The organism is Bradyrhizobium sp. CCBAU 11434, assembly GCF_028128895.1.
Classification (GTDB): Bacteria; Pseudomonadota; Alphaproteobacteria; order Rhizobiales; family Xanthobacteraceae; genus Bradyrhizobium; species Bradyrhizobium zhengyangense.
In genome coordinates, this window is the sequence record NZ_LBJX01000089.1 from 61,377 (window position 1) to 85,383 (window position 24,007).

Sequence of the window (24,007 nt, forward strand, 5' to 3'; positions counted from 1 at the left end):
TGACAGTCTTAAAAACTTCTCAGCTCAGTGCTTCGTCCAGGAACGCCTTCAGCTGCGCCTGATGCTTGGACATCAGACCAGTGGCGGTCGCGGCGGAAGCGGCGCGGCCGACATAACGCGGACGCCGGCTCGCACCGTTCACCTGGTTCAACACCCATTCCAGATAGGGCTCGATGAAGTGCCAGGCGCCCATGTTGCGCGGCTCTTCCTGGCACCAGATCACTTCCGCCTTCTTGAAGCGCGACAGCTCGGCCACCAGCGCCTTCAGCGGCACCGGATAGAGCTGCTCGACACGCATCAGATAGATGTCGTCGATGCCGCGCTTCTCGCGCTCTTCATAGAGGTCGTAATAGACCTTGCCCGAGCAGAGCACGATGCGGCGGATCTTGTCGTCCGGAACGAGCTTGATCGGCTCGTTCGGCAGCATCTGGGCGTCATCATAGAGGATACGGTGGAAGGTCGTTCCCTTCGCGAGCTCCTCGAGACGCGAGACCGCACGCTTGTGACGCAGCAGCGATTTCGGCGTCATCATGATCAGCGGCTTGCGGATCTCGCGATGAAGCTGACGGCGCAGCGCGTGGAAATAGTTCGCCGGCGTGGTCGGATAGACAACCTGCATGTTGTCTTCCGCGGACATCTGCAGGTAACGCTCCAGACGCGCCGAGGAGTGCTCCGGACCCTGGCCCTCATAGCCGTGCGGCAACAGGCAGACGAGGCCGGACATGCGCAGCCATTTGCGCTCGCCCGAGGAGATGAACTGGTCGAACACGACCTGCGCGCCGTTGGCGAAGTCGCCGAACTGGGCTTCCCAGAGCGTCAGCGTATTCGGCTCGGCCAGCGAGTAGCCGTATTCGAAGCCGAGCACCGCTTCTTCCGACAGCAGCGAGTTGATGACCTCGTAATGGCCCTGCTCGTTGCCGAGATGGTTGAACGGCGTGTAGCGGCTCTCGTCCTCCTGGTCGATCAGGACCGAGTGACGCTGCGAGAAGGTGCCGCGCTCCGAATCCTGTCCGGACAGGCGGACATGGTGGTTCTCGTTGAGCAGCGTGCAGAACGCCAGCGCTTCGCCGGTCGCCCAATCGATGCCGGCACCGGTGTCGATCGCCTTGGCACGGTTGTCGAGGAAGCGCTGGATGGTGCGGTGAACGCGGAAACCATCCGGCACCTTGGTGATCTTGCGACCGATGTCCTTGAGAACAGGCAGGTCGACGCCGGTGACGCCGCGGCGTGCATCCTCTTCCTGGTCGGCGATCTTGAAGCCGGACCATTTGCCGTCGAGCCAGTCGGCCTTGTTCGGCTTGTAGGAGGTGCCGGCCTCGAACTCGGCATCGAGTCGGGCGCGCCAGTCGGCCTTGAGCTTGTCGACCTCTCCCTCGGTGACCACGCCTTCGGCGATCAGGCGCTTGGAGTAGAGCGTGAGGGTCGAGGGATGGGCCGCGATCCGCTTGTACATCACGGGCTGGGTGAACGCGGGCTCATCGCCCTCATTGTGGCCGTAGCGGCGATAGCACCACATGTCGATGACGACAGGCTTGTGGAACTTCTGCCGGAATTCGGTCGCGACCTTGGCCGCGAACACCACGGCCTCCGGATCGTCGCCATTCACATGGAAGATCGGCGCGTCGATCATCTTCGCCACATCGGACGGATAGGGCGAGGAGCGCGAGTAACGCGGATAGGTGGTGAAGCCGATCTGGTTGTTGACGATGAAGTGCACGGAGCCGCCGGTCCGGTAGCCCTTCAGGTCCGACAGTCCGAAACATTCCGCCACCACGCCCTGGCCGGCGAACGCCGCGTCGCCGTGCATCAAGAGCGGCATCACCGAGATGCGCTGGTCCGGCGGATCGCCGTGCTGGTCCTGCTTCGCGCGCACCTTGCCGAGCACGACGGGATCGACGATCTCGAGATGCGAGGGGTTGGCGGTCAACGACAGATGGATGCGGTTGCCGTCGAACTCGCGGTCCGAGGAGGCGCCCAAGTGATACTTGACGTCGCCCGAGCCTTCGACCGCGTCGGGGTTGGCCGAGCCGCCCTTGAACTCGTGGAACAGTGCGCGATGGGCCTTGCCCAACACCTGGGTCAGCACGTTGAGGCGGCCGCGATGCGGCATGCCGAGCACGATTTCCTTCACGCCAAGATTCCCGCCGCGCTTGATGATCTGCTCGAGCGCGGGGATCAAGGCTTCGCCACCATCGAGGCCGAAGCGCTTGGTGCCGGTGAACTTGGTGTCGCAGAATTTTTCGAAGCCCTCGGCTTCGACCAGCTTCGTCAGGATGGCTCTGCGGCCTTCGCGGGTGAAGGAGATTTCCTTGTCCGGCCCCTCGATGCGCTCCTGGATCCAGGCCTTCTGCGCGGCATTGCTGATATGCATGAACTCGACGCCGAGCGTCTGGCAATAGGTGCGCTCGCAGATCGCGGTGATCTCGCGCAAGCTGCCGTATTCGAGGCCGAGCACGTGATCGAGGAAGATCTTGCGGTCGAAATCGGCTTCGCTGAAGCCGTAGGTGCGCGGGTCAAGCTCTTCGCGGTTGCGCTGGGCTTCGATGCCGAGCGGATCGAGCTTGGCGTGAAAGTGGCCGCGCATGCGGTAGGAGCGGATCAGCATCAACGCACGGACCGAGTCGCGCGTGGCCTGGAGCAATTCGGCGGAAGTAATCGCGGCGCCCTTGTCGCCCCCCTTGGCTTGCGCCTTGGCGGCGATCTTGGCGCCAACCGCCTTCTCCACTTCGGCCCAATTGCCGTCGAGGGCGGACGTCAGATCGTCCTGCGGGGTCAGCGGCCAGTTGTCGCGCTCCCAGGACGGACCCTCGGCGTTCTTCCGGACGTCGGCCGGCTGGTCGTTGAGGCTCTTGAAGAACTCCTGCCACTCGGCGTCGACCGAGGACGGGTCCTTCTCGTAGCGGGCGTAGATTTCGTCGATGTAGGTGGCGTTGGTGCCCTGCAAAAATGATGACAGGGCAAAGGCTGCGTTCGCGTCCTGGCGAGACATACTGGGTTCCTGGCGATTTCGGTTCGCGCATAACAAACGGCGCTGGCGCCGAGCTCCCCCGACAGAGGCTCGACGCGACAGGCACCCTTTACCCTATTTGCTGCGAAACTTCGCCCGGAAAAGCACGAAGGAGTGAATTAGCCTTTCAACTTTTCGGCAAGCGTGTGGCCGAGGCGGGCAGGCGACGGGGACACTGTAATCCCTGCGGATTTCATCGCCTCGGTCTTGGAACCGGCGTCGCCCTTGCCGCCGGAAATGATCGCGCCGGCATGGCCCATGCGGCGGCCGGGAGGTGCGGTGACGCCCGCGATGAAACCGACCATCGGCTTCTTGCGGCCGCGCTTGGCCTCGTCCTTGAGGAACTGGGCGGCGTCCTCCTCGGCCGAACCGCCGATCTCGCCGATCATGATGATCGACTCGGTCTTGGGATCGGCCAGCAGCATTTCGAGGACGTCGATGAATTCGGTGCCCTTGACCGGATCGCCGCCGATGCCGACCGCGGTGGTCTGGCCGAGGCCTTCCTGGGAGGTCTGGAACACGGCTTCATAGGTCAGCGTGCCCGACCGGGAGACGATGCCGACCGAGCCGGTCTTGAAGATGTTGGCCGGCATGATGCCGATCTTGCACTCGCCGGCGGTCATGACGCCCGGGCAGTTCGGTCCGATCAGGCGCGACTTGGAGCCGGCGAGCGAGCGCTTCACGCGCACCATGTCGATGACGGGGATGCCTTCGGTGATGCAGACGATCAGCGGGATCTCGGCGTCGATGGCTTCGCAGATCGCGTCGGCCGCGCCCGGCGGCGGCACGTAGATCACCGATGCATCGGCACCGGTCTTCTCGCGCGCCTCGCGCACGGTGTCGAACACCGGCAGGTTCAGATGGGTCGAGCCGCCTTTGCCGGGCGAGGTTCCGCCGACCATCTTGGTGCCGTAAGCAATCGCAGCCTCGGAATGGAAGGTGCCGTTCTTGCCGGTGAAGCCCTGGCAGATGACCTTGGTGTTCTTGTCGATCAGGATGGACATGAGGTCTGCTTTCGCGAAACTAACGGAGTGAGAGGATCAGTGGATGCGGCGATAGATGCCGGTGAGCACGTCGGCCCAGCCTTCCGCATCCGGCGAGAACTGAATCTTCAACGAGTAAGAGGCGTCGTCGATGATCTCGTAGACGTGGCGCGCATTGCCGCGGAGCGAGCCGCGCACCAGCGTCAGGGTGTTGCCGACCCACCCACCCGAGGCGGGCGAGGGCGGCGTGTAGCCGAGCGAGTCGTACCAGAACAATTTGTAGGTCCGGTCGTCGCGGTCGTAGGTGAAGAGGCCGTGGGTGGCGAAGGCCTGCTTGCCGTCGCGCATCTGCACCGAGTCCTGGATCAAATAGAACCCGTTGAGATCCATGCGCGCGACGGTGCGCGAGGTGGCCGGTCCGCCTTCCGTCCAGCGCGACGGAAAGACCATCTCTTCACCATTCCATTCGCCGGCGAACGCGGCGAGACGCGCATGCTCTGCAAGTGGAGATGATGCGGAGAGATGGTCCTGGGCCATGGCCTTAGCCTCCCTTGACGGCCTTCACGATCTTCTGCGCGGCGTCGTCGAGATTGTCCGCCGGCACCACGTTCAAGCCGGATTCGCGGATGATCTTCTTGCCGAGCTCGACATTGGTGCCTTCGAGGCGAACCACCAGCGGCACGCTGAGGCCGACTTCACGAACCGCAGCCGTGACGCCCTCGGCGATCACGTCGCATTTCATGATGCCGCCGAAGATGTTGACCAGGATGCCCTTCACGTTGGGATCGGCGGTGATGATCTTGAACGCGGCCGCGACCTTCTCCTTGCTGGCGCTGCCGCCGACGTCGAGGAAGTTCGCCGGCGCCATGCCGTAGAGCTTGATGATGTCCATCGTCGCCATGGCAAGACCGGCGCCGTTGACCATGCAGCCGATATTGCCGTCGAGAGTGACGTAGTTGAGGTCGTACTTGGACGCCTCGATTTCCTTGGCGTCTTCCTCGGTCTCGTCGCGCAGCGCGAGCACTTCGGGGTGACGGAACAGCGCATTGTCGTCGAACGACACCTTGGCGTCGAGCACGCGGAGCTGGCCCTGCTTGGTCACGACCAGCGGGTTGATCTCCAGCATCGACATGTCCTTGGCGACGAAGGCCGCATAGAGCTGCGCGGTGAGTTTTTCCGCCTGCTTGGCGAGATCGCCCGAGAGCTTCAGGGCATTCGCGACGGTACGGCCGTGATGGCCCATGATGCCGGTGGCGGGATCGACCGAGAAGGTGACGATCTTCTCAGGGCTATTGTGCGCGACGTCCTCGATGTTGACGCCGCCTTCGGTCGAGACGACGAACGAGACGCGCGAGGTCTCGCGGTCGACCAGGATCGAGAGATAGAACTCCTTGTCGATGTCGGAGCCGTCCTCGATGTAGAGGCGGTTGACCTGCTTGCCGGCCGGGCCGGTCTGGATCGTCACCAGCGTGGCGCCGAGCATCTGCTTGGCGAATTCGGAGACCTCTGCGGCCGACTTGGCGATGCGGACGCCGCCCTTGTCGCCGGCCGAGGCCTCCTTGAACTTGCCCTTGCCGCGGCCGCCGGCATGAATCTGGCTCTTCACCACATAGACCGGACCGGGCAGCGCCTTGGCGGCGGCTTCCGCGTCAGCGGCCTTGAGAACCGGGACACCCTTGGAGATCGGTACCCCGAACTCACCCAGCAGCGCCTTGGCCTGATATTCATGAATATTCATATGGTCGCTCCCTGAACCGCGGGCGGTGACCCCATGGGCCCACCTCAGTCTTGTGGCTGGCATACCATATACCACAGGAACTGCAACCCGGATTCTTTGATATCGAAATTGTGGACCAGACCCCACCCCGGCCAGCCGGGTCCGGAAATGAAACCGCCGAAGACCGGGTTTCGATCTTCGGCGGGAATTGTCGCGCTTAGCGGCCGAGAAGATCGGGGGCGATCTTCTTGCAGGCATCGACCAGGCCCTGCACCGCGCCGACGGACTTGTCGAAGGCCTCGCGGTCCTTGCCGGCGAGTTCGATCTCGACGACGCGCTCGACGCCCTTGGAGCCGATCACGACCGGCACGCCGACATACATGTCCTTCACGCTGTACTCGCCGTTGAGATAGGCGGCACAGGGCAGCACGCGCTTCTTGTCACGCAGATAGCTCTCGGCCATCGCGATGGCGGAGGCGGCCGGCGCGTAGAAGGCCGAGCCGGTCTTGAGCAAATTGACGATCTCGGCGCCGCCGTTGCGGGTGCGGTCGACGATCTCGTCGAGGCGCGCCTGCGAGGTCCAACCCATCTTGACGAGGTCGGGCAGCGGGATGCCGGCGACGGTGGAGTACTTCACCAGCGGCACCATGGTGTCGCCGTGGCCGCCGAGCACGAAGGCGGTGACGTCTTCGACCGAGACGTTGAATTCGTCGGCGAGGAAGTAGCGGAAGCGCGCGGAGTCGAGCACGCCGGCCATGCCGACGACCTTCTTGTGCGGCAGGCCCGAGGCCTTCTGCAGCGCCCAGACCATGGCGTCGAGCGGGTTGGTGATGCAGATGACGAACGCGTCGGGGGCGTACTTCTTGATGCCGGCGCCGACCTGCTCCATGACCTTGAGGTTGATGGAGAGGAGGTCGTCGCGGCTCATGCCGGGCTTGCGCGGCACGCCGGCAGTGACGATGCAGACCTTGGCGTTGTCGAGCGCCTCGTAGGAATTGGCGCCGGTATAGTGCGCGTCAAAACCGTCGACCGGCGAGGACTGCGCGATGTCGAGCGCCTTGCCCTGCGGCACGCCCTCGGCGATGTCGAACATCACGACGTCGCCCAGTTCTTTCAGGCCGATGAGGTGAGCCAGCGTTCCGCCGATCTGGCCGGAGCCAATCAAAGCAATCTTGTCGCGCGCCATGTGAACCTGTCCTTTAGACACGTGAGGAGGGAAAAACTGAATGGGTGGTTATCCCTTTCGCTTCCCCCGTTCAAGTCGGTGGATGCCCAATTGTCGGGCTTGGCGAGATAGCAATCAGCATACCCGATCCGTCATTCCGGGATGCGCCGACAGGCGCAGGCCCGGAATCCATCGGGCGGCTGAGTTTGTGGCGCGATGGATTCCGGGCTCGCGACTTTGTCGCGCCCCGGAATGACAGCGGTACCTTCGGCGAGAATAGGACTTAAGTCTCGACCAAGCCCTTGGTGGAGCCGCTGGCGGTGGAATCCTTGCGACCATGCGGCAGCGCCAGATAGGATTCAGAGCTCATCTCGATCAGGCGCGAGGAGGTCCGCTTGAACTCCATGGCCTCGTTGCCCTCATGGGCGAGATAGAGCGAGATCGGGTTGGCGTCGGCCGATGCCATCAGCTTCACGGCATTGTCATAGAGCGTGTCGATCAGCGTGATGAAGCGCTTGGCGGCGTTGCGCTGGGAGACGTCCATCACTGGAATATGGTCGACCAGGATGGTGTGATAGTCGTGCGCCAGCCTGAGGTAGTCGGACGCACCCAGCGGCTTCTCGCAGAGATCGGCGAAGGCAAAGCGCGCGACGCCATGGGCCGAGCACGGCACGTGCAGGATGCGGCCCTTGATCTGGATGTCGCGCGACTTGCATTTGGCATTGCCCGTCATTTTCACCCACGCGCGATCGAGCGCGGCGTCGGCATCGCCATCCGCCGGCGTCAGCCACATCGGCACGCCCTGAAGTTTTTCCAGCCGGAAGTCGGTGCGCGCATCGAGCCGCGAGACGTCCATGTGGTCGGTGATCTGCTTGATGAAGGGCAGGAACAGCGCGCGGTTCAACCCGCCCTTGTAGAGATCGTCGGGCGCGACGTTGGAGGTTGCGACCACGACGGTGCCGAGCTCGAACAGTTTTGCGAACAGGCGCCCCAGGATCATCGCATCCGCGATGTCGGTGACGTGGAATTCGTCGAAGCAGAGCAGCCAGCTCTCCTCGAAGATCGCTTGCGCGGTCAGCGCGATGACATCGCCATCAGGGATCTGTCCGCGCGCGATGCCCTGCCGATAATCGTAGATGCGTTCGTGCACATCGGCCATGAATTCGTGGAAATGCGCGCGGCGCTTGTGCTCGACATTCGAGTGCTGGAAGAACAGGTCCATCAGCATGGTCTTGCCGCGACCGACCTCGCCATGGATGTAGAGCCCGCGCGGCGCCTCGTCTTTGTCGCCACCGTTGAACAGGCGGGCGAGCAGGCCCTGCTTGCGCTTGGGGCTGTAGTTCGCGAGCCGCAGGTCGAGTGCCGCATAGGCCTCGGCGACCTCGGCCTGCGCGGCATCGGGCTCGATCGCGCCGGAGGCGATCTGGGCTTGATAGGCTTCGCTGAAGGAGGAGTTCGGGGTGGAGAGCATCGCCCTTTACCGCCAGAGACCGGCGGAAATTGCAACGACATATTGGCGCAAGGGCTTATGCGCTCCTGCCTTCGCGAACGAACTGCGCGCCGACATCCACCTGGGTGCAAGCACGGCGTCCAGGTCGCCGCACGGATCTATTGTTGCACTCCGCCATGGTAGAATATACCTATTGAGGAACCAAGGAACCTCAAATGGCGCTAAGCATCAAGGACCCTGAAACGGAGCAGTTGGCGCGAAGCCTCGCGCAATTGACCGGCGAGAACATCACGACGGCAACCAAGCGCGCCATCGAGGAGCGATTGCGCCGGCTCGGCGGACAGGCTCACAAAGACGCGCTGCTGGAGGACATGGCCGAGATCAGGCGGCGCTGGAGCGAAATGCGCGTCGTGGACGACCGCACGCCTGAGGAAATTCTCGGATACGACGACCATGGATTGCCGCGCTGATGGTGATCGATACGTCGGCGATCGTGGCAATTGCACTCAATGAAGACGATGCAGCAGATATCGAGCGACTGATCGTGGACGATCCGATCCGCCTGATCTCGGCGGCCACGGTGCTTGAGACAACGATGGTGATCGAGACGCGGCTAGGTGATGCGGGCGGGCGCGAATTCGACCTATGGCTCGTCAAGATCGGCGCCGAGATCGTGGCAGTTGACGCCGGACAAACCGATGCGGCGCGACGTGCCTGGCGGCGCTACGGGAAAGGGCGTCACGCCGCGTCGCTCAACTACGGTGATTGCCTTTCCTACGCTCTGGCCATGAGCCGCGGCGAACCGCTGCTGTTCAAGGGCGATGACTTCGCGAAGACCGATGTCAGCCGGTCAGGCGCTGTGCGCCGCGATAACGCGCCGAGGTAAAGACCTACTCACACAGCTCGTAGGCGTCCTCGACGACATACGGGCCGCCGCCTGTCGACGCGCGCGACGAGAAAAGCACGAAGCGCTCGGCCATGAAGGCCTTGCTCGGGAAGTAGCCGCGGATCGAGAGATAGTCGGCGACGTCACGGTCGGTGGCGTCGTGCAGCCGGGCCAGCGTGACATGCGGAATGAATTTGCGCCCTTCCGGATTGAGGCCGATCCGCTGCATCATGCGTTCGAGCTCGGCCTGCAGATCCATCAGCGGCTTGCTTGGTGCGATGGTGGCGACCACCGCGCGCGGCTTGCGGCCGCCGAAGCTCTGCAAGCCCTGCACCTTCACCTCGAACGGCTTGCGATCGACACGAAACAACATCGATGCGATCTCGTTGGCGGAGGCGCCATCGATATCGCCGATGAAGCGCAGAGTGACGTGATAATTTTCGGGATCGATCCACCGGGCGCCGGGGAGGCCACCTCGCAAGTTGGAAAGCGACTGGCCGATCTCGGCCGGAATTTCCAGACCAGTGAACAAACGCGGCATCGTTTCGTACTCCCGATGCTTGGGTACAGTCCTCAAGAAGCAGGACCCTATCCAAATTAGAGCCGGTGACGAATCACCGGTACCCTGATTCCTATCGCAGTTGTGTGACTCTGCGAAGTGTTGCCAAGGCTACACCGGGAAAACCCTGGGAGTCAGGGTTAGCATTGCCTGCTTTTCAACGGCGTTGCTCGCCGATCGTGCGCACGAATGCCTCCACCGTGGGCAACATCTTATCGACGACGATGTCGACACCTTCAGCGGTCGGATGAATGCCGTCGGCCTGGTTGAGCTTGGCATCGGCCGCGACGCCGTCGAGAAAGAACGGATAGAGCGGCACGTCGAACTGTTTCGCCAAATCCGGATAAATCGAATTGAAGCGCGCACCATAGTCCGCGCCGAAATTCGGCGGCGCCAGCATGCCACACAACATCACGGCGATCTTGCGCGCCTTGAGACGCTGAACGATGTCGGTCAACGCCGCCCGCGTCAAGTCAGGGTCGATACCGCGCATCGCGTCATTGGCGCCGAGCTCGACGATCACGCCCTCTGTTCCCTCGGGCACCGACCATTCGAGCCGGTCGCGGCCGCCGGACGAGGTATCGCCCGACACGCCGGCGTTGGTCATGTCGACCACTATGCCTTTGGCTTGCAAGGCTTTTTGAAGCTTGGCAGGAAACGCATCCTGGGCCGGGAGGCCGAGACCGGCACTCAAGGAATCGCCGAGAACGACAAGCTTGATCGGCGTTGCCGCATCCGCCCGGGCCGGATGGGCGAGCGTCATCAAAACGAGCATCAACACGGCTATGTGCATGAACAATCCGTAACGCCTCTCGACCGCGCTATCGGAGTTGCCATATGACCGGACCATGGACAGTCGCATCGAAACCTCTTCGCTCGCCGGCACGACGCCGGACACCATCGCCATCTCCAACGTCAATCTCTCATTGGGGTCGGGGGCAGCACGCGTTCACATCCTCAAGGATATCAGCTTGCGCGTCGGCTCGGGGGAGACGATCGGGCTGATCGGCCCGTCAGGCTCGGGCAAATCCACGCTGCTGATGGTGATGGCGGGGCTGGAGCGTCCTGATAGCGGAGAGGTGGTGGTCAATGGCACGCCTTTCAATGCCCTCGACGAGGACGCGCTGGCCCGCTTCCGCGGCCGTCAGGTCGGCATCGTCTTCCAGTCCTTCCATCTGATCCCGACCATGACGGCGCTGGAGAACGTCGCGGTGCCGCTCGAGCTCGCCGGCAACCCTGATGCCAACAAGCGCGCGGCCGAAGAGCTGCAATCGGTTGGGCTCGGTGATCGCCTGCATCATTATCCGACGCAGCTCTCCGGCGGCGAGCAGCAGCGCGTGGCGCTTGCGCGCGCGCTGGCGCCCGATCCCGCCATCCTCGTTGCGGACGAGCCAACCGGCAATCTCGACGAGGCGACGGGCAAGCAGATCGTCGATCTGCTCTTCACCAAGCATGCCGAGCGCGGCATGACCCTGGTGCTGGTCACGCACGATTCCTCGCTGGCGCATCGCTGCGATCGCGTGATCCGCCTGCGCTCGGGCCGCATCGACACGCAGACGACCAAACCATGAGCGTCGCGATCGAACCGTTTGCGAAGCCGAACGGCGTCGCGCTGGCGCTGCGCTATGCCTTGCGCGAATTGCGCGGCGGCCTGCGCGGCTTTTACGTCTTCATCGCCTGCATCGCGCTCGGCGTGATGGCAATCGCCGGCGTCGGCTCGGTGTCGGCGAGCCTGAGCGATGGCCTCGCGCGCGAAGGCCGCACGCTGCTCGGCGGCGACGTGTCGTTCGTGCTGTTCCAGCGCGAGGCAAAACCCGAAGAAGTCGCCTTCCTGCGTTCGCGCGGTACAGTCTCCGTCGCCTCCACCCTGCGCGGTATGGCGCGCTCGGCCGAGGGCAAGCTCGCGCTGGTGGAGATGAAGGCGGTCGACGATACCTATCCGATGCTCGGCCAGTTGACGCTGGCACCGCCGCTGCCACTGAGCGATCTGCTCGCGGAGAAGGACGGCGCATTCGGCGCGGCCGCCGATCCGGCGTTGCTGGCGCGGCTGTCGCTCAAGATCGGCGACCGCGTCACCATCGGCTCGGCCACGTTCCAGATCCGCAGCGCCGTCGAGGCCGAGCCCGACAAGCTTGCCGGCGGCATCGGCTTTGGTCCGCGCTTCCTGATCAGCGAGGCCGCACTGCGTGCCACCGGGCTGATCCAGCCCGGCAGCCTGGTGCGCTGGGTCTACCGCGTGAAACTGCCTGACGCCGCCAACAGCGACCGCGCCACCGAGGCGTTCATCGCGGACGCGCGCAACGCCGCGCCGCAGGCCGGCTGGGAAGTGCGCAGCCGCTCCAACGCCTCGCCGCAACTGGAACGCAACATCAGCCGCTTCACGCAGTTCCTGACGCTGGTCGGCCTCGCCGCGCTCTTGGTCGGCGGCGTCGGCGTCGCCAACGCCGTGAAGAGCCATATTGATCGCCGGCTCGAGGTGATCGCGGCCTTCAAGGCCGTCGGCGCAACGGGGCGTGACGTGTTCGGCATCTATCTCGCGCAAGTGATCCTGCTCGCCGCGATCGGCTCGGTGATTGGCCTCGCGCTGGGTGCAGCGATGCCGTTCGCCATCGTCGGCCTGTTCGGAAAGCTGCTGCCCCTGCCGGTGGTGCCGGCCGTGCATGAAGGCGAACTCGCGCTGTCCTTCGTCTATGGCCTTTTGACCGCGCTTGCCTTCGGCCTCTGGCCGCTCGGACGCGTGCACGACGTGCCGGTGGCCGCGCTGTTCCGCGACACCATCGCCGCCGAATGGCACCGGCCGCGCATGGGCTATCTCGTGTTCATGGGCGGCGTCGTCGCGCTGCTCGTTGCCGTCGTGATCGGACTGTCCTTCGACAAGCGCATCGCCGCGGTGTTCGTGGTCTCCTCCGTCGTCGTGTTCGCTGTGCTGCGCGGCGTCGCCGCGCTGCTGATGGCAATCGCGCGAAAACTGCCGCGCACGCGCTTCACCATGCTGCGGCTGGCGATCGCCAACATTCACCGGCCGGGCGCGCTGACGCCGTCGGTCGTGCTGTCGCTCGGCCTTGGTCTCGCGGTGCTCGTCACCATCACCCAGATCGACGGCAATCTGCGCCGGCAGTTTTTGGCCGCGCTGCCCGACCGCGCGCCGTCGTTCTACTTCATCGACATTCCGAGCACGCAGGCCGCTCCCTTCGACGACTATCTGCGCCAGATCGCCCCGGGCGCCAAGGTCGAGGACGTGCCGATGCTGCGCGGGCGCATTGTCGCCGCCCGCGGCGTCCGCGCCGAGGATCTCAAGCCCACGACGGACTCCGAATGGGTGCTGCAGAGCGACCGCGGCCTGACCTATACCGGCGAGGTGCCGAAGGGCTCCAAGATCGTCGAGGGCGAATGGTGGGGCGCGGACTATTCCGGCCCGCCGCTGGTCTCGATGGAGAAGAAGATCGCCGACGGCCTCGACCTCAAGCTCGGCGACGAGATCGTGGTCAACGTGCTCGGCCGCGACATCCCGGCGAAAATCGGCAATCTGCGCACCATCGACTGGCAAGGTCTCGGCATCAATTTCGTGCTGGTGTTCTCGCCGAACGCCTTCAAGGGCGCGCCACACACCCACATCGCGACGCTGACCGAAGCCTCAGGCGATGCGACCGGCGACGGCAAGATCATCAAGCAGGTTGCGGACGCCTACCCGATGGTGACGAGCGTGCGCGTGCGCGAGGTGATGGAGACGGTCGGCGCGGTCGTGACCAACCTCGCGCTCGCGATCCGCGGCGCCAGCGCCGTGACGCTGATCTCCGCGATCCTGGTGCTGGGCGGCGCACTCGCCGCCGGCCATCGCCACCGCGTCTACGATGCGGTGATCCTGAAGACCCTTGGCGCGACGCGGTTGCGGCTGCTCGGCGCCTATGCGCTCGAATATCTGCTGATCGGGCTTGCCACCGCGGTGTTCGGCGTGATCGCCGGCAGCATCGCGGCCTGGATGATCGTGACGCGGCTGATGACATTGACCTTCGTCTGGCAGGCCGCAAGCGCGGCAGGCGTGGTGGCCGCCGCCCTCGTCGTCACCGTCGGGCTCGGCCTTGCTGGAACACTGCTGGCGTTGAACAAAAAGCCCGCCACAGTGTTGCGGAATTTGTGACAAAAAGTAGCGGCTGGCCGCGCGGGACCGGAATCACGGGATTCCGGCGGTTAACCACGTCAGCTTGTCAGGCTCACGTCAGGATTGCACCGCAAGGGCGACATTCGGCCGCGCGTGGACCGTTGCAGCGAATGTGTTAGTTTCCCACATATCGGATGGGTTCGGAGTCCCGATTGTTAGCCAAAATTAATGTCGGCGGACATCGGTATCCGAGATAGAATTGACGAACCGGCGGCATGGCAACCCCTGTGCTGGACCGGGCAACCAACGGGAATTCGACCATGTCGGACCTAGACCGCAATTACGCTTCTCCTTTCGGTAGGGCCGCCGGGCGTGTTGACGCCGCGACGGTCGACGCCGGTCTGCGCGCCTATATGCTGCGCATCTACAATTACATGAGCATTGGCCTGGCCATCACCGGCCTCGCCGCGCTCGGTGTCTACATGGCTGCCGTGACTGACGTTCCGACCCCGGAAGCCGTCCGCGTCGGCAAGCTGTTCCTGACGCCGTTCGGCTACGCGATGTTCGTGAGCCCGCTGAAATATCTGTTCATGCTGGCGCCGCTAGCTATGGTGTTCGTGATCTCGGCCGGCATCAACCGTCTGGCTCCCTCGACCGCCCAGATCCTGTTCTGGGTGTTCTCGGCGCTGATGGGCATCTCGCTGTCCTCGATCTTCCTGGTGTACACGCACACCTCGATCGTGCGGGTGTTCTTCATCACCGCGGCGACCTTCGGCGCGCTGAGCCTCTACGGCTACACCACCAAGCGTGACATGAGCGGCATGGGCTCGTTCCTGTTCATGGGCCTGATCGGCATCATCATCGCGAGCCTGGTGAACCTGTTCCTGGCCAGCACCGCGCTGCAGTTCATCGTGTCGGTGGTCGGCGTGCTGGTGTTCGCAGGCCTCACCGCCTGGGATACCCAGCGGCTGAAGAACGACTACATCTACGGCTACGCTTCGGCCGGCGGTGACATCGCAGAGCGTGCGGCGATCTCGGGGGCACTGTCGCTGTACTTGAACTTCATCAACCTGTTCACGCTGCTGCTGCAGCTCCTCGGCCAGCGCGACTAAGCGCAAGACGTCGAGGGAACGGACACGAACCCCGGCCGCAAGGCCGGGGTTTTTGTTTGCCCGCGGCCACTCCTCATCGTAGCGAGCGCAGCGAAGCAATCCACAGTCCCTCCGCGGATGCATTTCTGGATTGCTTCGCTGCGCTCGCAATGACGGGTGTGGCAGCAGCGTTGCCTCTTCCAGCCGCCGGGAGGACGCTCTAATCTTGCCCCATGTCCGCACCCGAAATCAGGCCGACGATCGAGGCCGACCTCCCCGCCATCACCGCCATCTACCAGCAGGCCGTCCGCGAGGGCACCGCGACCTTCGAGCTGGAGCCGCCTGACCTCGCCGAGATGACGCGCCGCTATCGCACGCTGGTCGACGGCGGCTATCCCTATTTCGTGGCCATCCTCGACGGTCGCGTGGCCGGCTACGCCTATGCCGGCGCCTATCGGCCGCGTCCGGCCTATCGCTTCACGGTCGAGAACTCGATCTATCTGGATCCCAGCTTCCACCGCCGCGGCATCGGCTCAAAGCTGCTGGAGCGGCTGATCAGCGAATGCGAGGCGCGCGGCTTCCGCCAGATGATCGCCGTGATCGGCGATTCCGCCAATGCCGGCTCGATCGGCGTGCACACCAGAGGCGGCTTCAAGATGATCGGCACGCATCCCAATGTCGGCCTGAAGTTTGGCCGCTGGCTGGATACGGTGATGATGCAGCGCGATCTCGGCGAGGGCGCGAAGACGGTGCCGGGGAAGTAGGTCCGGGGCGCGCGAAGTCTCTCGGTGGGCAAAGCGTAGCGTGCCCACGGTCTGTGGCGATAGAGAAGGTTCGTGGGCCGGCGCAAGAACGCCTTTGCTGACCCTACGGCAGCGATCGTGTGGTTAGACCACCGCCAGCTTCCGATCGATCACCAACAGCACGCGCTCGAGCTCGTGGCCGCGGCGCAGGATCAGGCCGGTCGCGGAGATCACGCTGTACATGCCCTGCTTGCGCGCGAGCCGCGGATCTTTCTCGATGCGGTAGATCGGCACTTCGGAGGCGCGGCGATAGACCGAGAACACCGCGCGGTCTTTCAGGAAGTCGATGGCATAGTCGCGCCACTCGCCGTCGGCGACCATGCGGCCATAGAGATTGAGAATTCGGTGCAGCTCGAGCCGGTTGAACGTCACCCGGCCGGGTTGGGCATTCGCAGCGGCAGGGCGCGCCACTGCGCGCTGCTCGCTCGGATCGGCATCCTCCGACGTCAAGCTCATGGGGCGCCTCCTCATCGCTCAGCATGATCCACGTCCGCGAAGACCGTCCCCGGAGCCGCGGATCATGACATCTGCATGATCGCGCCAACTGTTCCCCGCCGCAAGGGCCTCTTGCAAGCCCCATGCGGACCGGGGTTCACCTCGCCAACGGCCAGCGAATCATGACACACGCAACGGTGGAACTTCTCAGCGGCAAACCGTCACGGGATCGTTAGCAGGAATCACAGGATCGCCGCTTTTCCGCCCACCGCCTGCCGCCCTGCATTGCGAAAAGACTCGTGTGCGTTGACCCGGTCCTTTCGGTTCCGGATTCCTCAGCCCCCAGCCCCCCGGGGTCGAACAGGATCGGGTCTGTACGCGCGACAAGGAGGGCCAACGCGAGTTGGTCCTTTTTTGTTTGTGGTGGGATGTGTCTGCCTCCCGTCATTCCGGGGCGCGCCGCTTGGCGCGAACCCGGAATCCATCGATCCAATCATCGCGATGAGAAATGGATTCTCAGGTGCGCAATTGCGCACCATAGCTCGCGCTTCGCGCGCCCCGGAATGACAACGACTAATTTTTCAGAGAGATCTGACGCGCGCTTCAGTGCAGCGACGTGTACGCCGCGCCGAGCATTGGGCCAGGCTTCTCGCGGCTGCCGTCCTGGACGTAGACCACCGCGCCGTCGACGCCATCGCGCGACGTCAAATTCTCGATCGGTACCGTCCAGCTTTCCGGATGTCCGTGCCAGTCGCCGACCTTGAGCAAATTGCGTACGACATTGTGGTAGGTGATCTGCTGCCCGCGGTTCTCACCGCGACTGATCTCGATCGGCACCGATTTCACGATCGAGCAGATCCAGACCTCGCCATGCGAGACCGTCGGCTCCTTGCTCGCCGCGACGGACACATTGATCTGCTTGCCCGCGAGCGACATCGTCACCGGCACGCTCATGACGCCGGTGCCCGCGTCGGTCTTGTCGATCGCGTTTTCGATGCCGGAGCGGTCGCTGCCGATGACGTGCGCGGCGCCGTTGACCACCACTTGCGGCGTATAGACTTCGCGGTCACCACGCATACGCGAATAGGCGCGCTGCCGCGCCGAGAAACGTGAATCCGCCAGCGTATCCTTCCAGCCGAGATAGTCCCAATAATCGATCGGCATGCTCAGCGCGATGATCGAGGGATCCTTGGCGAGATCGCCGATGACCTTGTCGGCAGGCGGGCAGGAGGAGCAGCCCTGGGAGGTGAAGAGCTCGACCACGGCGCGGGGATCGGCCTGGGCCGGACGGATGACGGCGACGATGGCGCAGATGCCGAGTGCTCCCGACCAGAATGCTCCGGACCACCGCGAAACGAAATTGGAAGCCATCATGCCAGTCATGTTGAAGGTCACACACGTCGCTCGTTGGGGGAAGATCTTATCGCCTGATGATCACCGTAGTCTTACGGGCGCGGTACATTCAACCGTCCAGCACAGGATTCTGCCGGACGGGCCCATCTGAAACATACCGCAAAACGTACGAAGGCGGCCTTGTGATAGGCCGCCTTCGTTTAACCTTCTACTCACGTCGCGGTGAGCCACCGTTCACAAATTCGCGCTTAAGCCGCGAGTTTGCGCAGCACATAGTGCAGAATGCCGCCATTCCGGTAGTAATCGAGCTCATCCAGCGTATCGATGCGGCAGAGCAGCGAAACGCGCTGCAACGAACCATCGCCGGACACGATCTCCGCGGTCAGCTTCTGGCGCGGCTTGAGATCGCCGACCAGGCCCCGCAGCGTGACCTTCTCGTCGCCCTTCAGGCCAAGCGACGACCAGGAGGTGCCTTCCTCGAAGGTCAGCGGCAACACGCCCATGCCGACCAGGTTGGAGCGATGGATGCGCTCGAAGCTCTGGCAGATCACGGCGCGAACGCCGAGCAGGCGCGTGCCCTTCGCTGCCCAGTCGCGCGAGGAGCCGTTGCCGTATTCGGCGCCGGCGAACACGACGAGCGGCACCTGCTCCTGCTGGTACTTCATCGCGGCGTCGTAGATCGACATCTGCTCGCCGTCGGGCCAGTGCTTGGTCAGACCGCCCTCAGGGATGTTTCCGTCCGCGCCCTTCAGCATGAAGTTCTTGATGCGGATGTTGGCGAAGGTGCCGCGCATCATCACTTCGTGGTTGCCGCGACGCGTGCCGTACTGGTTGAAGTCGGCCGGACGCACCTGGTGCTCGCTGAGATATTTTCCGGCGGGCGAGGTGAGCTTGATCGAACCGGCCGGCGAGATGTGGTCGGTGGTGATCTTGTCGCCGAACATGGCGAGGATGCGCGCCTCGACGATATCGGTGACCGGCTCCGGCTGCTTCTTCATGCCTTCGAAATAGGGCGGGTTCTGCACATAGGTCGACGACATGTTCCAGCGATAGGTCTCGCTCTCGACCGTCTTGATCTTGCGCCAGTTGGTGTCGCCCTTGAACACGTCGGCATACTTCTTCTTGAAGATCGACGCGGTCACGAACTTCTTCATGAAGGCGTTGATCTCCTTCGTCGTCGGCCAGATGTCCTTCAGGTACACCGGCTTGCCGTCCTTGCCTTCGCCGAGCGGCTCGACCGCGAGGTTCTTGGTGACGCTGCCGGCGAGCGCGTGGGCAACGACCAGCGGCGGCGAGGCCAGGTAGTTCGCCTGCACGTCTGGCGAGACGCGGCCTTCGAAGTTGCGGTTACCGGACAGCACCGCCGCGGCGACGATGCCGTTGTCGTTGATCGACTTCGAGATCTCCTCCGGCAGCGGACCGGAATTGCCGATGCAGGTGGTGCAGCCGAAGCCGACCAGGTTGAAGCCGACCTTGTCCAGATCCTTCTGCAGACCGGAATCGGCGAGATAGCCGGCGACGACCTGACTGCCCGGAGCCAGCGAGGTCTTCACCCACGGCTTGGCCTTGAGGCCCTTCGCAGCGGCGTTACGCGCCAAAAGGCCGGCACCGATCAAAACGCTCGGGTTCGAGGTGTTGGTGCAGGAGGTGATGGCGGCGATGACGACGTCGCCGTGACCGATCTCGTAGTCCTTGCCCTCGACGGCGAAGCGCTTGTTGGGCTCGTCGGCCTTCTTGTACTCGGTGCCGAGCGCGAGCGAGAAACCTTCGGCGACCGACGGCAGCGCGATGCGGCCTTCGGGACGCTTCGGGCCGGCCATCGACGGCACCACTTCGGCGAGGTCTAGCGTCAGCGTTTCCGTGAACACCGGATCGGCCGACTTGGCGGTACGGAACAGCCCTTGCGCCTTGGCATAGGCCTGCACCAGCGCAACGCGTGGTGCCGCACGGCCGGAGGTTTTGAGGTAGTCGATCGCAGCGGCGTCAACAGGGAAGAAGCCGCAGGTCGCGCCATATTCCGGCGCCATGTTGGCGATCGTCGCCTTGTCGGCAACGGAAAGATTGTCGAGGCCAGGGCCGAAGAACTCGACGAACTTGCCGACGACGCCGAGCTTGCGCAGCATCTGCGTGACCGTCAGCACGAGGTCGGTCGCGGTGACGCCTTCCTTCATCGCACCCTTCAGCTTGAAGCCGACGACGTTGGGCAGCAGCATCGACAGCGGCTGGCCGAGCATGCAGGCTTCCGCCTCGATGCCGCCGACGCCCCAGCCGAGCACGGCGAGACCATTGACCATGGTGGTGTGGGAGTCGGTGCCGACGAGCGAGTCAGGATAGGCGACCTCGAAGGTGCCGGTCTTCTTGCCGACCGTCATCTTCTCCTTCTTGGTCCACACCGTCTGGGAGAGATATTCGAGATTGACCTGGTGGCAGATGCCGGTGCCGGGCGGCACGACCGAGAAGTTCGAAAACGCCTTCTGGCCCCATTTCAGGAACTCGTAACGCTCCTGGTTCTGCTTGTACTCTTCGGCGACGTTCTTGCCGAAGGCCTTGTTGTCGCCGAAGAAATTCACGATCACGGAGTGGTCGATGACGAGGTCGACCGGCACCAGCGGATTGATCTTCTCGGCATCACCGCCGAGCTTCTGCATGGCGTTGCGCATGGCGGCCAGGTCGACCACGGCCGGAACGCCCGTGAAATCCTGCATCAGCACACGGGCCGGGCGGAAGGCAATCTCATGCTCCAGCGACTTCTTGCGCAGCCACTTCGAGACGGCGACGATGTCCTCTTTCTTGACCGAGCGGCCGTCCTCGTTCCGGAGCAGGTTCTCGAGCAGCACCTTCATCGAATAGGGGAGTTTCGAAATTCCCTTCAAACCATTCTTCTCGGCCGTGGGCAGGCTGTAATAGACATAGGTCTTGGCGCCGACCTTGAGGGTCTTTTTGCATTTGAAGCTGTCGAGCGAGGTCATGTAGGAAATCCCAATTGTTAGACATACCCGGCAGGGTATTTTAACACCGTCAGCGTAGCAGGCTGGATCGCTTGCAGGGGCAGGTTGAGTTGCTGCATCAAGTAGTTCCGGGCTTATAGAAGCTTTCTAACCGCGCCGCCACAGCCACAACAGTACCGAGCAAGTCGCGAGCCAAAAATTCTGATGCGCTACCCCAAGATTTCCTGAGGCCCGGCTGTGAACGGGTTGGTACCAGTCAAGATGCAGCTGGCCGGCCGCGGCGTGACTTGCGTGCGCGGCGGCCGCGAGGTGTTTTCCGGGCTCGATTTCGAGGCTGTTGCCGGCGAGGCCGTGGCGGTCGTCGGCCGCAACGGATCGGGCAAGACCTCGCTGCTCAGGCTGATCGCGGGGCTGCTCATTCCGGCTGGCGGCACGATCGTACTGGACGGGGGCGACGCCGACATGACGCTGCCGGAGCAGTGTCACTATCTCGGCCATCGCGATGCCCTGAAACCGGCGCTGAGCGTGGCTGAGAATCTGTCATTCTGGGCCGAATTTCTGGGCGGCGAGCGCTGTGACGCGGCGGAAAGTCTCGCCACCGTCGGGCTCGACCATGCCACCGATCTGCCCGCGGGCTTCCTGTCGGCGGGACAGCGCCGCCGGCTGTCGCTGGCCCGGCTGCTGACGGTCCGACGGCCGGTCTGGCTGCTGGACGAGCCGACCAATGCGCTGGACGTCGCCGGACAGGACATGTTCGGCGGCCTGATGCGCGAGCATCTGGCAAGGGGCGGGATGATCGTCGCCGCCACCCATGCGCCGCTGGGGATCGACACGCGCGAGCTGCGGATCGGAGGGACGGCATGAGGTGGCGCGACCCTCAGCTTTTCGAACGGCCCGGCGCCGCTCTCTCCGTTCCCTCCCCCCTTGTGGGGTCCGAGGCGAGCGAAGCTCGCTCTCGAGGTCAGAGAGGGGGATGCCACACGGGGACTCTCTCGGTCGATCGAAGGTTTTCTCTGCTCCCAAGCACACCATTTCCTGGGCTACCCCTCTCCCCCATCCTCCCCCACAAGGGGGGAGGGAGCACAGTTTGCCTGCGGCGCGAGCCGGGCTCACATGACCGCCTCGCCACCGGAAGTCACCCATGACCGCCCTCGCCGCCCTGATCCGCCGGGACATCAAGATCGCCCTCCGCGTCGGCGGCGGGGCGTTGATCGGCGTGCTGTTCTTCCTGACCGTCGTCGTCCTGATGCCCTTCGCGGTGGGGCCGGACCTGGCGCTGCTGTCGCGGCTGGGACCGGCGATTCTGTGGCTCGGCGCGCTGCTGGCGAGCCTGCTGACGCTGGACCGGTTGTTTATGGCCGACCATGAGGACGGCTCGCTCGATTTGATCACGATGAGCCGGACGCCGCTGGAACTCGCCTGCGCCGCCAAGGCGCTGGCGCATTGGCTGGCCGCGGGCCTGCCGCTGATTGTCGCAACCCCGGTGCTGGGCCTGCTTCTCAACCTCGACATGGTCGCGACCGGCGCGGTGGCGCTGACGCTGCTGGCCGGCACGCCGGCCCTGACCTTCACCGGCATGATCGGCGCGGCGTTGGCGGTGACGCTGCATCGGGGCGGGCTGCTGATGGCCGTGCTGGTGCTGCCGCTGTCGATTCCCGTGCTGATCTTCGGGGTCGCGGCATCGCAGGCCGCAATCACGGGGCCGTTGTCGTTCGGCGCGCCGTTCTCAATCCTCTGCGCGCTGTCGCTGGTCAGCCTCGTGATCGGCCCGTTCGCGGCGGCGGCGAGCCTGAAACATGGACTGGATTGAAATGAGCCGGTCGCCTTGACCCCGATCAACTTTCGCTGCGCGCTTTCATGCTGATTGCGTGAGCGTCCGCCTGTGATTATCAGAATACCATGTCGCTGATCGACCTCGCCAACCCCACCAGGTTCCTCGCGCTTTCGGCGCGGGTGCTGCCGTGGCTTGCGGCCGCGACCATCATCCTGCTCACGATCGGCCTGTATCAATCCGCATACGCGCCTGACGATTATCAGCAGGGTGCGACCGTGAAGATCATGTTCATCCACGTGCCCAATGCGTGGCTGTCGATGTTCGTCTGGGGCGTGATGAGCGTGGCTTCGCTCGGCACGTTGGTGTGGCGGCATCCGCTTGCCGACGTCGCGGCGAAAGCCGCAGCTCCGATCGGCGCCAGCTTCACCTTCCTTGCGCTGCTCACGGGCTCGCTGTGGGGCCGGCCGATGTGGGGCACCTATTGGGAGTGGGATGCGCGGCTGACTTCGGTGCTGATCCTGTTCCTGATGTATCTCGGCCTGATGGCGCTGTGGCGCGCGGTAGAAGATCCCTCGCGTGCGGCGCGCGCCGCCGCCGTGCTGACGCTGGTCGGCGCGCTCAATCTTCCTATCATCAAGTTCTCCGTCGACTGGTGGAACACGCTGCACCAGCCGGCCTCGGTGATGCGCATGGGCGGCTCGACGCTCGACAAATCGTTCCTGATTCCGCTCCTGGTGATGGCGATCGCATTCACGCTGCTGTTCGTGACGCTTCACATCGCGGCCATGCGCAACGAGATTTTGCGCCGGCGCGTGCGCTCCTTGCAGATGATGCAGGCGAGCCGCGTCGCGTTTTCGAGCGATGTGGGGACCGCTTCGCGCCAGGAAAGCGCGTCGAAAGGGGTGGCATGACGATGTCGCTTGGCCCCTACGCGTCCTTCATCGTGACGTCCTATGCCGCCGCCGCCATCGTGGTCGCGCTCCTGATCGGTTGGGTCATCATCGACTACCGCAACCAGACGGCGCGGCTGCGCGAGCTCGAGCGCAGCGGCGTCACGCGCCGCTCGGGTCGCAGTGCTGTGGACACGCCAAAGACAACGACATGAGCGATCAAACCACTTCCGCGCCGCCGCAGCGCCGCACCTTCCTGATGGTGCTGCCGCTGCTCGCCTTCATCGGATTGGCCGTGCTGTTCTGGTTCCGGCTCGGCAGCGGCGATCCCTCGCGGATTCCCTCGGCGTTGATCGGCCACCCCGCGCCCCAGACCACGCTACCGCCACTGGAGGGATTGCAGGCCGACAATGTCCAGGTGCCGGGCTTCGACCCTTCCGCCTTCAAGGGCAAGGTCAGTCTCGTCAATGTCTGGGCCTCCTGGTGCGTGCCCTGTCATGATGAGGCGCCGCTCCTGAGCGAACTTGCCAAAGACAAGCGCTTCCAGCTCGTCGGCATCAACTACAAGGATACGCCCGACAACGCCCGCCGTTTCCTCGGCCGCTACGGCAATCCGTTCGGCCGCGTCGGTGCCGACGCCAATGGCCGCGCCTCGATCGAGTGGGGCGTCTATGGCGTACCGGAGACTTTTGTGGTCGGCCCTGAAGGCACCATCGTCTACAAGCTGGTCGGCCCGATCACGCCGGACAATCTCAAAGCCGTGCTGTTGCCGCAACTCGACAAGGCGCTCAAAGCCGGAAGCTGACGATCTCGCCGATGAGCTCGTCCGCGCACCTGAGCTCACCAA

22 protein-coding genes are annotated in these 24,007 nt (G+C 64.0%); 11 read left to right on the plus strand and 11 right to left on the minus strand.

Features of this window, described 5'->3' with window-relative positions; translation table 11 throughout:
* Positions 1 to 19 precede the first annotated feature (19 nt).
* From XI06_RS21320 to zapE, 6 genes are all read right to left on the minus strand, one after another.
* A complete protein-coding gene (locus tag XI06_RS21320) occupies positions 20 to 2,989 on the minus strand; it encodes a 2-oxoglutarate dehydrogenase E1 component (protein ID WP_237873720.1) in 2,970 nt (989 codons plus the stop codon).
* 137 nt (positions 2,990 to 3,126) lie between these two features.
* A complete protein-coding gene (gene sucD, locus XI06_RS21325; protein ID WP_092234007.1) occupies positions 3,127 to 4,011 on the minus strand; it encodes a succinate--CoA ligase subunit alpha in 885 nt (294 codons plus the stop codon).
* Between the two features lie 36 nt (positions 4,012 to 4,047).
* Positions 4,048 to 4,527: a DUF1579 family protein gene (locus XI06_RS21330; protein ID WP_237861218.1), complete on the minus strand. Its 480-nt coding sequence runs from the start codon at positions 4,525 to 4,527 to the stop codon at positions 4,048 to 4,050.
* Between the two features lie 4 nt (positions 4,528 to 4,531).
* Complete coding sequence (sucC, locus tag XI06_RS21335; RefSeq protein WP_237861217.1) at positions 4,532 to 5,728, minus strand: ADP-forming succinate--CoA ligase subunit beta; 1,197 nt, start codon at positions 5,726 to 5,728, stop codon at positions 4,532 to 4,534.
* A gap of 196 nt (positions 5,729 to 5,924) precedes the next feature.
* The gene (gene mdh, locus XI06_RS21340) at positions 5,925 to 6,893 is read right to left on the minus strand and encodes a malate dehydrogenase (protein ID WP_128949093.1); all 969 of its coding nucleotides are present in this window, start codon (positions 6,891 to 6,893) and stop codon (positions 5,925 to 5,927) included.
* A 262-nt stretch (positions 6,894 to 7,155) separates the two neighbouring features.
* Positions 7,156 to 8,343, minus strand: a complete 1,188-nt coding sequence (gene zapE, locus XI06_RS21345; RefSeq protein WP_271606389.1) for a cell division protein ZapE — start codon at positions 8,341 to 8,343, stop codon at positions 7,156 to 7,158.
* 194 nt (positions 8,344 to 8,537) lie between these two features.
* Here zapE and XI06_RS21350 point away from each other — a divergent pair, with 194 nt between their 5' ends.
* On the plus strand, positions 8,538 to 8,792 hold the full coding sequence (locus XI06_RS21350; RefSeq protein ID WP_237861215.1) for a type II toxin-antitoxin system VapB family antitoxin: 255 nt from the start codon (positions 8,538 to 8,540) through the stop codon (positions 8,790 to 8,792).
* The gene (locus XI06_RS21355; protein WP_271606390.1) at positions 8,792 to 9,208 is read left to right on the plus strand and encodes a type II toxin-antitoxin system VapC family toxin; all 417 of its coding nucleotides are present in this window, start codon (positions 8,792 to 8,794) and stop codon (positions 9,206 to 9,208) included. The genes XI06_RS21350 and XI06_RS21355 overlap by 1 nt, the downstream gene beginning before the upstream one ends.
* A 4-nt stretch (positions 9,209 to 9,212) precedes the next feature.
* On the opposite strand, the gene thpR is transcribed toward XI06_RS21355, so the two are convergent.
* Positions 9,213 to 9,749 (minus strand): RNA 2',3'-cyclic phosphodiesterase, encoded by a 537-nt coding sequence (gene thpR / locus XI06_RS21360; RefSeq protein WP_237861213.1) that lies wholly within the window; start codon positions 9,747 to 9,749, stop codon positions 9,213 to 9,215.
* A gap of 175 nt (positions 9,750 to 9,924) precedes the next feature.
* Positions 9,925 to 10,560, minus strand: a complete 636-nt coding sequence (locus tag XI06_RS21365) for an arylesterase (protein WP_271606391.1) — start codon at positions 10,558 to 10,560, stop codon at positions 9,925 to 9,927.
* Between the two features lie 55 nt (positions 10,561 to 10,615).
* Here XI06_RS21365 and XI06_RS21370 point away from each other — a divergent pair, with 55 nt between their 5' ends.
* From XI06_RS21370 to XI06_RS21385, 4 genes are all read left to right on the plus strand, one after another.
* Positions 10,616 to 11,338 (plus strand): ABC transporter ATP-binding protein, encoded by a 723-nt coding sequence (locus tag XI06_RS21370; RefSeq protein ID WP_237861210.1) that lies wholly within the window; start codon positions 10,616 to 10,618, stop codon positions 11,336 to 11,338.
* On the plus strand, positions 11,335 to 13,905 hold the full coding sequence (locus XI06_RS21375; protein ID WP_271606392.1) for an ABC transporter permease: 2,571 nt from the start codon (positions 11,335 to 11,337) through the stop codon (positions 13,903 to 13,905). Before XI06_RS21370 ends, XI06_RS21375 begins: the two co-directional genes overlap by 4 nt.
* Before the next feature lie 281 nt (positions 13,906 to 14,186).
* Positions 14,187 to 14,978 (plus strand): Bax inhibitor-1/YccA family protein, encoded by a 792-nt coding sequence (locus XI06_RS21380; protein ID WP_234684314.1) that lies wholly within the window; start codon positions 14,187 to 14,189, stop codon positions 14,976 to 14,978.
* Between the two features lie 212 nt (positions 14,979 to 15,190).
* Positions 15,191 to 15,721, plus strand: a complete 531-nt coding sequence (locus tag XI06_RS21385; RefSeq protein WP_237861207.1) for a GNAT family N-acetyltransferase — start codon at positions 15,191 to 15,193, stop codon at positions 15,719 to 15,721.
* 123 nt (positions 15,722 to 15,844) lie between these two features.
* On the opposite strand, the gene XI06_RS21390 is transcribed toward XI06_RS21385, so the two are convergent.
* From XI06_RS21390 to acnA, 3 genes are all read right to left on the minus strand, one after another.
* A complete protein-coding gene (locus tag XI06_RS21390) occupies positions 15,845 to 16,216 on the minus strand; it encodes a DUF2794 domain-containing protein (RefSeq protein ID WP_237861206.1) in 372 nt (123 codons plus the stop codon).
* A 582-nt stretch (positions 16,217 to 16,798) separates the two neighbouring features.
* The gene (locus tag XI06_RS21395) at positions 16,799 to 17,578 is read right to left on the minus strand and encodes a DUF1223 domain-containing protein (protein ID WP_237861318.1); all 780 of its coding nucleotides are present in this window, start codon (positions 17,576 to 17,578) and stop codon (positions 16,799 to 16,801) included.
* A 218-nt stretch (positions 17,579 to 17,796) separates the two neighbouring features.
* Positions 17,797 to 20,517 (minus strand): aconitate hydratase AcnA, encoded by a 2,721-nt coding sequence (acnA, locus tag XI06_RS21400; protein WP_271606393.1) that lies wholly within the window; start codon positions 20,515 to 20,517, stop codon positions 17,797 to 17,799.
* Positions 20,518 to 20,757: 240 nt separating this feature from the next.
* On the opposite strand from acnA, the gene ccmA reads away from it, so the two are divergent.
* The 5 genes from ccmA to XI06_RS21425 all read left to right on the plus strand — a co-directional run bounded on the left by ccmA (position 20,758) and on the right by XI06_RS21425 (position 23,965).
* Positions 20,758 to 21,360, plus strand: a complete 603-nt coding sequence (gene ccmA, locus XI06_RS21405) for a heme ABC exporter ATP-binding protein CcmA (protein WP_237861204.1) — start codon at positions 20,758 to 20,760, stop codon at positions 21,358 to 21,360.
* A 277-nt stretch (positions 21,361 to 21,637) separates the two neighbouring features.
* Positions 21,638 to 22,306 carry a heme exporter protein CcmB gene (ccmB, locus tag XI06_RS21410; RefSeq protein WP_237861203.1) on the plus strand — a complete coding sequence of 223 codons (669 nt, stop codon included), beginning with the start codon at positions 21,638 to 21,640 and terminating at the stop codon, positions 22,304 to 22,306.
* An 89-nt stretch (positions 22,307 to 22,395) separates the two neighbouring features.
* Positions 22,396 to 23,181 carry a heme ABC transporter permease gene (locus tag XI06_RS21415; protein WP_271606394.1) on the plus strand — a complete coding sequence of 262 codons (786 nt, stop codon included), beginning with the start codon at positions 22,396 to 22,398 and terminating at the stop codon, positions 23,179 to 23,181.
* Positions 23,178 to 23,375, plus strand: a complete 198-nt coding sequence (gene ccmD, locus XI06_RS21420; RefSeq protein WP_271606395.1) for a heme exporter protein CcmD — start codon at positions 23,178 to 23,180, stop codon at positions 23,373 to 23,375. Before XI06_RS21415 ends, ccmD begins: the two co-directional genes overlap by 4 nt.
* Positions 23,372 to 23,965 (plus strand): DsbE family thiol:disulfide interchange protein, encoded by a 594-nt coding sequence (locus XI06_RS21425; RefSeq protein WP_237861199.1) that lies wholly within the window; start codon positions 23,372 to 23,374, stop codon positions 23,963 to 23,965. The genes ccmD and XI06_RS21425 overlap by 4 nt, the downstream gene beginning before the upstream one ends.
* The last annotated feature ends 42 nt before the right edge of the window (positions 23,966 to 24,007 follow it).

Excerpts from the sequence above, each read along its gene's own strand:
- XI06_RS21320 (WP_237873720.1), bottom strand. The coding sequence starts at position 2,989 with ATGTCTCGCCAGGACGCGAACGCAGCCTTTGCCCTGTCATCATTTTTG.
- sucD (WP_092234007.1), bottom strand. The coding sequence starts at position 4,011 with ATGTCCATCCTGATCGACAAGAACACCAAGGTCATCTGCCAGGGCTTC.
- XI06_RS21330 (WP_237861218.1), bottom strand. The coding sequence starts at position 4,527 with ATGGCCCAGGACCATCTCTCCGCATCATCTCCACTTGCAGAGCATGCG.
- sucC (WP_237861217.1), bottom strand. The coding sequence starts at position 5,728 with ATGAATATTCATGAATATCAGGCCAAGGCGCTGCTGGGTGAGTTCGGG.
- mdh (WP_128949093.1), bottom strand. The coding sequence starts at position 6,893 with ATGGCGCGCGACAAGATTGCTTTGATTGGCTCCGGCCAGATCGGCGGA.
- zapE (WP_271606389.1), bottom strand. The coding sequence starts at position 8,343 with ATGCTCTCCACCCCGAACTCCTCCTTCAGCGAAGCCTATCAAGCCCAG.
- XI06_RS21350 (WP_237861215.1), top strand. The coding sequence starts at position 8,538 with ATGGCGCTAAGCATCAAGGACCCTGAAACGGAGCAGTTGGCGCGAAGC.
- XI06_RS21355 (WP_271606390.1), top strand. The coding sequence starts at position 8,792 with ATGGTGATCGATACGTCGGCGATCGTGGCAATTGCACTCAATGAAGAC.
- thpR (WP_237861213.1), bottom strand. The coding sequence starts at position 9,749 with ATGCCGCGTTTGTTCACTGGTCTGGAAATTCCGGCCGAGATCGGCCAG.
- XI06_RS21365 (WP_271606391.1), bottom strand. The coding sequence starts at position 10,560 with ATGCACATAGCCGTGTTGATGCTCGTTTTGATGACGCTCGCCCATCCG.
- XI06_RS21370 (WP_237861210.1), top strand. The coding sequence starts at position 10,616 with ATGGACAGTCGCATCGAAACCTCTTCGCTCGCCGGCACGACGCCGGAC.
- XI06_RS21375 (WP_271606392.1), top strand. The coding sequence starts at position 11,335 with ATGAGCGTCGCGATCGAACCGTTTGCGAAGCCGAACGGCGTCGCGCTG.
- XI06_RS21380 (WP_234684314.1), top strand. The coding sequence starts at position 14,187 with ATGTCGGACCTAGACCGCAATTACGCTTCTCCTTTCGGTAGGGCCGCC.
- XI06_RS21385 (WP_237861207.1), top strand. The coding sequence starts at position 15,191 with ATGTCCGCACCCGAAATCAGGCCGACGATCGAGGCCGACCTCCCCGCC.
- XI06_RS21390 (WP_237861206.1), bottom strand. The coding sequence starts at position 16,216 with ATGAGCTTGACGTCGGAGGATGCCGATCCGAGCGAGCAGCGCGCAGTG.
- XI06_RS21395 (WP_237861318.1), bottom strand. The coding sequence starts at position 17,578 with ATGACTGGCATGATGGCTTCCAATTTCGTTTCGCGGTGGTCCGGAGCA.
- acnA (WP_271606393.1), bottom strand. The coding sequence starts at position 20,517 with ATGACCTCGCTCGACAGCTTCAAATGCAAAAAGACCCTCAAGGTCGGC.
- ccmA (WP_237861204.1), top strand. The coding sequence starts at position 20,758 with ATGCAGCTGGCCGGCCGCGGCGTGACTTGCGTGCGCGGCGGCCGCGAG.
- ccmB (WP_237861203.1), top strand. The coding sequence starts at position 21,638 with ATGACCGCCCTCGCCGCCCTGATCCGCCGGGACATCAAGATCGCCCTC.
- XI06_RS21415 (WP_271606394.1), top strand. The coding sequence starts at position 22,396 with ATGTCGCTGATCGACCTCGCCAACCCCACCAGGTTCCTCGCGCTTTCG.
- ccmD (WP_271606395.1), top strand. The coding sequence starts at position 23,178 with ATGACGATGTCGCTTGGCCCCTACGCGTCCTTCATCGTGACGTCCTAT.
- XI06_RS21425 (WP_237861199.1), top strand. The coding sequence starts at position 23,372 with ATGAGCGATCAAACCACTTCCGCGCCGCCGCAGCGCCGCACCTTCCTG.